General features: G+C 59.5%; 6 protein-coding genes. 1 reads left to right on the forward strand and 5 read right to left on the reverse strand.

Features of this window, described 5'->3' with window-relative positions; translation table 11 throughout:
* The 5 genes from tnpB to FNJ47_RS43925 all read right to left on the reverse strand — a co-directional run.
* Positions 1-156, reverse strand: a 156-nt coding sequence (gene tnpB, locus FNJ47_RS54910) for an IS66 family insertion sequence element accessory protein TnpB (RefSeq protein WP_163162739.1), incomplete at its 3' end; no start/stop codon positions are given.
* Positions 137-610 (reverse strand): IS66-like element accessory protein TnpA, encoded by a 474-nt coding sequence (gene tnpA / locus FNJ47_RS43910; protein ID WP_163162741.1) that lies wholly within the window; start codon positions 608-610, stop codon positions 137-139. The genes tnpB and tnpA, both read right to left, overlap by 20 nt.
* Positions 611-1,651: 1,041 nt before the next feature.
* Positions 1,652-2,179 (reverse strand): GNAT family N-acetyltransferase, encoded by a 528-nt coding sequence (locus FNJ47_RS43915; protein WP_163162743.1) that lies wholly within the window; start codon positions 2,177-2,179, stop codon positions 1,652-1,654.
* A 1,531-nt stretch (positions 2,180-3,710) separates the two neighbouring features.
* Positions 3,711-5,144 (reverse strand): NEL-type E3 ubiquitin ligase domain-containing protein, encoded by a 1,434-nt coding sequence (locus tag FNJ47_RS43920; protein ID WP_347341801.1) that lies wholly within the window; start codon positions 5,142-5,144, stop codon positions 3,711-3,713.
* A gap of 586 nt (positions 5,145-5,730) precedes the next feature.
* Entirely contained in the window at positions 5,731-5,967 is a 237-nt protein-coding gene (locus FNJ47_RS43925; RefSeq protein ID WP_163162747.1) for a hypothetical protein, read from the reverse strand.
* A gap of 68 nt (positions 5,968-6,035) precedes the next feature.
* Here FNJ47_RS43925 and FNJ47_RS50705 point away from each other — a divergent pair.
* On the forward strand, positions 6,036-6,409 hold a 374-nt coding region (locus FNJ47_RS50705; RefSeq protein WP_206685402.1), incomplete at its 3' end, for a hypothetical protein.

The raw sequence follows: 6,409 nt of genomic DNA on the forward strand, positions 1-6,409 counted from the left end.
GTCGCAACGGCGATTGCAGAACGCAAAAACAGCCGGAGTGAATGGATCGAGCGCCATCGTCTCCTGGACCAGGACCGCAAGGCTGTTGATGCCAGCCCGGAAGTCGATCGGCTCACGGTGCAGATAGACCTGCAGGTCACCGCCCAGTCTGAACATGGCCCAGTGCTCCGATGATCGCCGTCAATGCATCCACATCGCCGCATTCCAGCGCGAGCTTCACGCCGTTCGGCAGCGACACGCTCACCTTGGCCGGAGAACAAAAAGCTGGAGTCCCTTTGGGTTCCGAACCACGCACTTCATCGCAAGTCGCCGGCAAATCCACCGTCGCCACGCTGTCTTGCCGCGACAGGGCTCGATCGGCGGACCCCTCAAGCTGAACCGGGATGAACGCCGGGCGTGAGGACGGCGGCAGCGACCTGGTCGCGGTGTGCTTCTTGATCCACTTCCGAAGGAGGTTCGCGTTGACCCCATGTTCGAGCGCAAGCCTCGATACCGAAACCCCAGGCTCAAGGCAGGCCGTGACAAGACGCTCTTTCGATGCCGCCTCGTAGCGCCGGCGACCGTTCCGGCCAACAAGCCTGACCCGCAGTTTCTGATCATCCGCTGCCATCACAAGGTGTCCACCTATTTTGGTGGACACCTCATGCATCAGAGCACTCAAAAGCAAAAGGTGCGGAGAAATTCGCGCTTACGGTGTTTCTAGCCGTTCCGCTAAGTGTATCGCACCCACGATGTCCATTCTTTGAGCGAGCTTTCGATCGCTGTATCGCGGCTCGTGGCGTGCGTAGCCGTGTGCTCTCATAGAGCTGTTTGGCCCACAGGTCCTCCCGCATGGCGGATCAGAATGGCTGAATTTCCCCGGTCTGGGACCCGACATCATCCGCCTTGTTCTCCATCTTTTCGAGGAATCTGAGAGCCCGTTGGTATTCGATCTCGCACCACGCAAGCTCGAATGGTTCCATCAGTATCTCTATCCACATTTCGGCAAAGGCTGCCATCCCGACGAAAAATAGAATTCGCGACCTCCTATCAGCCATCAGTCGACGAAGCCGGCGAAGACGAATGAGTTGTCGCTGTAGCCAGCCGCACATGCAGCTAAGAGGATCGTGATCAACGGCTCAATCGAACCTTGGTAAAGATTCGGCACCTCAAGTGGAGCACCTAACGATACGAAAGTTTATGGCGGACGTTCGCCTGGCTCGCACATTTGGTCCAACGGCTGCCCGAGCAGCAAAATAATCCGACGGCTTCGTAGAGGGCGTTCGCGTAGTGAGATTGCGGCGACATGCCCGCTATCTTGGCCTCAAGGCGAGGTCGTTAGGAGCGGTGGTCAGTATATCAAGCGCAATGATAGGGATTGCTTCAGGCTCCGAGGCCTTCGCGCTATGGAGGTTGAACGAGATCGAGAGCGGAAAATCGAGGTCACTTTCCCGATCGTCGACATCGCCATTGTGATGACAGGCCGTGCGGCAGTTGAATGATCCACCGTGATCCGCTTGGTTTCTTATCTTGAGAGCCAAAGCCGTCGTTGTTCACAAAACCATACAATACAGCGGTAATGTCAGTAATGTTCCCCCACGATGATGATTTATCAGGACGGGACCGGACAGATCTGTCGGTGAATAGCAAGCGCCAATTCAGCTACGCAGCATTAGAGATGCTTGTAAAAGAAGGTCGCCGAGCGATATGTTCCGTCAGGGGCGAGCACACACCCGGGTATGATACCCACCCGCTGCCATCCCTCGCTGGCGTAAAGACGCTCGGCAGCAGAACCTGTGGCAGTGCTGAGCGTCAACAACGTCTTTCCCTCCTTTCGTGCTAAGTCGCTGACAGCCGAGATGAGCCGGCGCCCGATGCCGCGGCGGCGTGCACTTCTGTCAACCATGACTTTGACGACTCGGGCGCTATGCAATTGGTTCTCAGACGCGGCAGGCATCATCTGGGTTGTGCCAACAATCTGACCTGCGCCATCTTCCGCAGCTAGTAACACGCATCCATTGCAAATGACCGCGTCTGCGACGCTACGCCAGTACATCAGCGCACGTCGTCGAGTTAGCGGTGGCAGAAAGCTGACCGAGTCGCCGTGGGCGACGCAGTCAATGAGGATGTCGGCGAGACGCTCCAAACGCTTATCCACTTCGTGGGCGCCGATGCGGCGTACCTGGATATCGTCTGTCATCTGTCGGACAGAGCGAGCCGATCGCCCCCGGCTGAATCGGACGGTGAGTTCATTGCCAACGCCATGGCAATAGCGAGTTCCCACAGAGCGACATGCTCTTGAAGGCAAAAGGTGGTCACGTGCCGCGTCGCCCAAGCCAACCGAAGCTGGCAAAGGACTGTGGAGGACTACTCCGCCAAGTTACAACGCTCAGCTGGACCTGAGGCGCGCTCCGCATCACGATCCAAATTTAGCGCGGAGCTCCGCAGCACGAAACAAGTTCAGCGCGGAGATGAGAGCCTTGTCGTGCGGGAACAGCCTCCGAGCGGACTTGACCCGCGCGTCATGGTCCAGTCCAGATATCGTCTGGCCCTCTAAAAGAAGTGCCTCGGAGAATCTACGAAGAGCAGGGCGATACGGGTCAAGGGCGGCCTCGCTGCGCCCACTGGCACGAGTCATCATTTCAATGAAACTCTCGTCGTTTTCTGAGGGGCCTGGGTGGAATCGCACGACGAGCGTCGGGCTCGCAGCAATCGCGAAGATTGCTCCAACGGCGCCTTCATCCTTCGGCTATTAGAATCCGTTGACGTGAGCGATAGGATTGCTGGTCGCGCAGATCAAACGCTCGAGGTCGAAAGCGGAGAACATGTCCGCAATCGGCTAAGTTCGTTGGTATGCAGGCTTAATGTGCGCCTTTTAATGCGTCCGAGCCGCCGCATTATTCGTCGCGTCATCAATTCGGCGCCGGTCCTTCTTCAGACTGATGAGGACATGTACCGCTGCCGGCTGGGAGCGTCGTCGCCAAGGACGGCTCAAACGCCTGGTGCCTCGCCGACCCTCTTGCTGCTCTTCCGAGGTGGCATGCTGCACCTGCGACCGAACTGTTACGTTTGATAGGTCACAATTGTGCGGGTTCACGTAGCCTCACGTCCAAGATCACCTGAACGGACATCCTACCAGAGCAAGCTTTCGAAAAGCTGACGAAGCCCCCTCGGCATGGTGTCGAGCCGAGCGCGCCTAAGTGACTTTGGATCATCGATATTCTGAAGGTGAGCCGCGTGACGCCTTCGGATGGTCAGCAGTGCCTGCCTTCCGGCCGGCTAGCAGTAGGTGGGCACCCTAGCTATCCCACTCGCAGACCTACGGCGAGGCGCTCTGTGCCGCGAAGCCGAGGCCAGACGATCGCGCTGGGCGTTGAGCTATGAAACCTTGCGCCGATGGGAACCGAGAATCATTGGCCGCGCTGCCGAAGTATCCTGCGCGTGGTCCAGTTCGACCCAATGCCAGTCGTGTCCTGGCAGAGCCTTGTATTCACACCCGTCGAACATGGTCTGCTCGTCGAAATCCAGCCGAGCAATGACTTTGGACTCTGGCATCGCTTACAAGTTGAGAATTGCGGGTTTCCTGGATACGGCCGGCGAGTGAACAACGGACCGAAATGGTGGTCGGAGGGGTCAGCAGACGGCAACTGCACGTGTCCATTCAACCTGAACAATCGCTCGTCCTGGAGCGATTAAGCGAGACTGCCTGATCCGGGGCACGGTCGCATCGATCAGGACTCGAGGCCGTGCTCCCGGAGAACCTTATGCATCAGCTCGCCTTTGATCTCGTGAGCGATTTCGCTGAGGATCTGGGCCCCGACCACCCGCTGGGCATCGACATCATCGGTCAGGCCATGCTCCGCGAGTCGCTCGTTCAAGCGGGCCGGAAACTCATTTTCGATCGCATCGGCGATCCGGTCCCGTACTGCGGCATGATGATCGGGGGCGATCCGCCTCACTGCAGTATCCCAGGGCTCCCAGCGCGTTGCCAGAAAATCCGCAAAACCCGTCGCTTCCTGTTGCCGCACCGACGTCTCAGCTCTGGCAACGTCGTCCGCCGTGACCTCGGCGAGATTCAAGAAGTGCATATCGGGGGCGATGTGGTGCAGTTCAAGCCGATCCCGTAGCTGGGTCTGATAGGCAAGATAGACCTCGATCTCGTCGATATCGGCCTCAGGGTCGGCACGACGCAGCGAGCTGACCGTCTCGCGTGCGATGTCGTCAAGCGCCCCCAAACGAAACATGACTCGGCCGTGTTGGAGCAATTGGTCGAGCCGATTGTCATAGAGTCCGTCCTTGACATCCGCGTTCAGGCGTGCGGTCTGCATGCCGTTCCAGGTCAAGGTGATGCGGTCCTCGCAGGATGCAGTCGCTCCATTGGCCAGCTCGAAATACTGCTCGCGCAGCTTAGGCCTCGTCGCCGCCTGTAGCAGATTCTCGGCCACTTGGTCGCGGAACGCCTGATGACCATAGTTCACGGTGCCGGCGAGCCTTTCGAGAAACAGTGCGAAGTCCTGCGCACCCGGCTCTTCGTCGAAGCCCTGCCACGTGTCCCCTGCGCCGGGCGCGTCCGCGAGCCAATCCGCGACAACCTCGTGCAGGAGCCGCGGCTGATGTTCCACCGGTTGTAGGGGCATCGACAGCAAGACCTGCGGGCCGGCATAATCCGCACCACGCGTGGCTGACGCCAAATCGGCCAGCACCGGGGCTGGTATCGGATTAGACCGCAGGTCGATGCTGGACACGCTGCTGAGCTGCGTCAGCGCGGTCGCGGGCAGGCCGGTCAGCTGATTATTGCTGGCGCCGAGCATTTCAAGGCTGACCGGGAGGGTCTCGGGCAGATTGGTCAGCTGATTTTCGCTGACGTCCAGGTATCGAAGTCTGGCCGGAATGTCGGGCAGGCTTGTCAGCTGGTTGTCGACTGCGTCCAGGTACCGCAACCTTGCCGGAAGATCGGGCAGGCTCGTCAGCTGATTTTCGCTGACGTCCAGGCGGCGGAGCCTGGCTGGAAGGTCGGGCAGACTGGTCAACTGGTTATTGCAGGCGGAGAACTCCTCGATCGTTGCCGGAAGGGCGGGCAGATCGGTCAGCTGGTTGCCATCGACCGTCAAGCTGCGGAGCCTGGATGGCAACTCTGCCGGCAGGCTCGTCAGATCGTTGGCCATGAGGTGGAGATGCCGGAGTCTCCGCGGGAGGGCGGGCAGGCCGGTCAGCCTGTTGTCAGAGGCGTAGAGGTCTCGGAGTCCACCCGGAAGCTGGGCCGGCAGGCTGCTCAACTGGTTACCGATAACGATGAGGGTCCGGAGCCTGGGCGGGAGTGAGGCTGGCAAAGCGGTCAGGGACAATGACGACAAATTCAGCTCGCCTCTGACATCACCCTCGTCCCGCCATGCCCTCGTCCGGTTGACCCCCTCTTGTCGATTCTCGTTTTCGCCCTGCCCCTCTTCCGCTGCCCAGCTCGCCAGGACGCGGTCCTGCGACGAGACGAGGTCGGCGGCGGCCGCTCCTGTGGCCCACCGAGTCAAGGCTGACGCCCACAGGGTCAGGCATGAGGGGGACTGCCCGGCGGCCGCAGACGTTGGGTCGGCGCTTTCGGATTCGGAAGCTATGCCTGCGCGAGGCTGGGCCCGTTCTGTATTCATTGAACTCCATGACATGTTTGGACTCAGCCGATTAGGCAGCTCTATCGGCTGGATCAAGACGTTCGCATGCTAGGACAGCTCAGCTGTCGATAAGCTGACGAGCGTCAGGTTATCCGCCATGAAGCTGTTGACAAGCCACTCTTCGTTCGCGCGGTGGGGATCCTGCGCTGTCGCGCAGCTGCGCAAATATTTCAATTCGAAAATTCACCGCGCGCACGGTCCAGCGGAACGGCCAGCCAGAGAAGTGGAGGCCGAAATCATCCACGCGGGCCGGCGCCTTTGGGACGTGCGGGTGGATGCGGCTGTTGTGTTTCGGATGAGGGCGAATGTCCTTGTGAGCAGTCATCGATTTTCTTTTGGTTGGGAAGTTAGAAATCAGTAGGACTTCGGCATGCGGTAGATCATCGCGCGGCTGTGTTCGCGAAGCAGGCCGAGCGAGCGGACAAGGATGGAGACAAGCGTCCGACGCTCGCGTTCGTCTTCGCGAATTTCTTTATGTCGCTCGATCTTCTCCAGAAGTTCGGGCGTCTCGGGCCCGACATAACGTTGGGACCGCTCGGGGCCAGTGCCGGTCTGAAAGCACCAGTACTTGCGCTGATTGACAGTCTTGGAGGTGAAGGCGCCGTCTTCCGCGAAGGTTTCCTGGAATGCCGCGTTGGCGGTGCGCTCGAGGAGCTCGCCATAGGGTCGTCTGGGAAACTAGGGAAGGGGCCGGCATGGTCGTTTTCCAGAATTATACTCAGTCTGCGGAGTGAGTATAAGAGGCGTGGAACCCACTGTTCAGCGAT

The organism is Bradyrhizobium uaiense, from assembly GCF_010811875.1.
Classification (GTDB): Bacteria; Pseudomonadota; Alphaproteobacteria; order Rhizobiales; family Xanthobacteraceae; genus Bradyrhizobium; species Bradyrhizobium uaiense.

Bases quoted from the DNA above. Each gene is read 5' to 3' on its own strand.
- FNJ47_RS43920 (WP_347341801.1), bottom strand. From the start codon at position 5,144: ATGGCCAACGATCTGACGAGCCTGCCGGCAGAGTTGCCATCCAGGCTC.
- FNJ47_RS43925 (WP_163162747.1), bottom strand. From the start codon at position 5,967: ATGACTGCTCACAAGGACATTCGCCCTCATCCGAAACACAACAGCCGC.
- FNJ47_RS43915 (WP_163162743.1), bottom strand. From the start codon at position 2,179: ATGACAGACGATATCCAGGTACGCCGCATCGGCGCCCACGAAGTGGAT.
- tnpA (WP_163162741.1), bottom strand. From the start codon at position 610: ATGGCAGCGGATGATCAGAAACTGCGGGTCAGGCTTGTTGGCCGGAAC.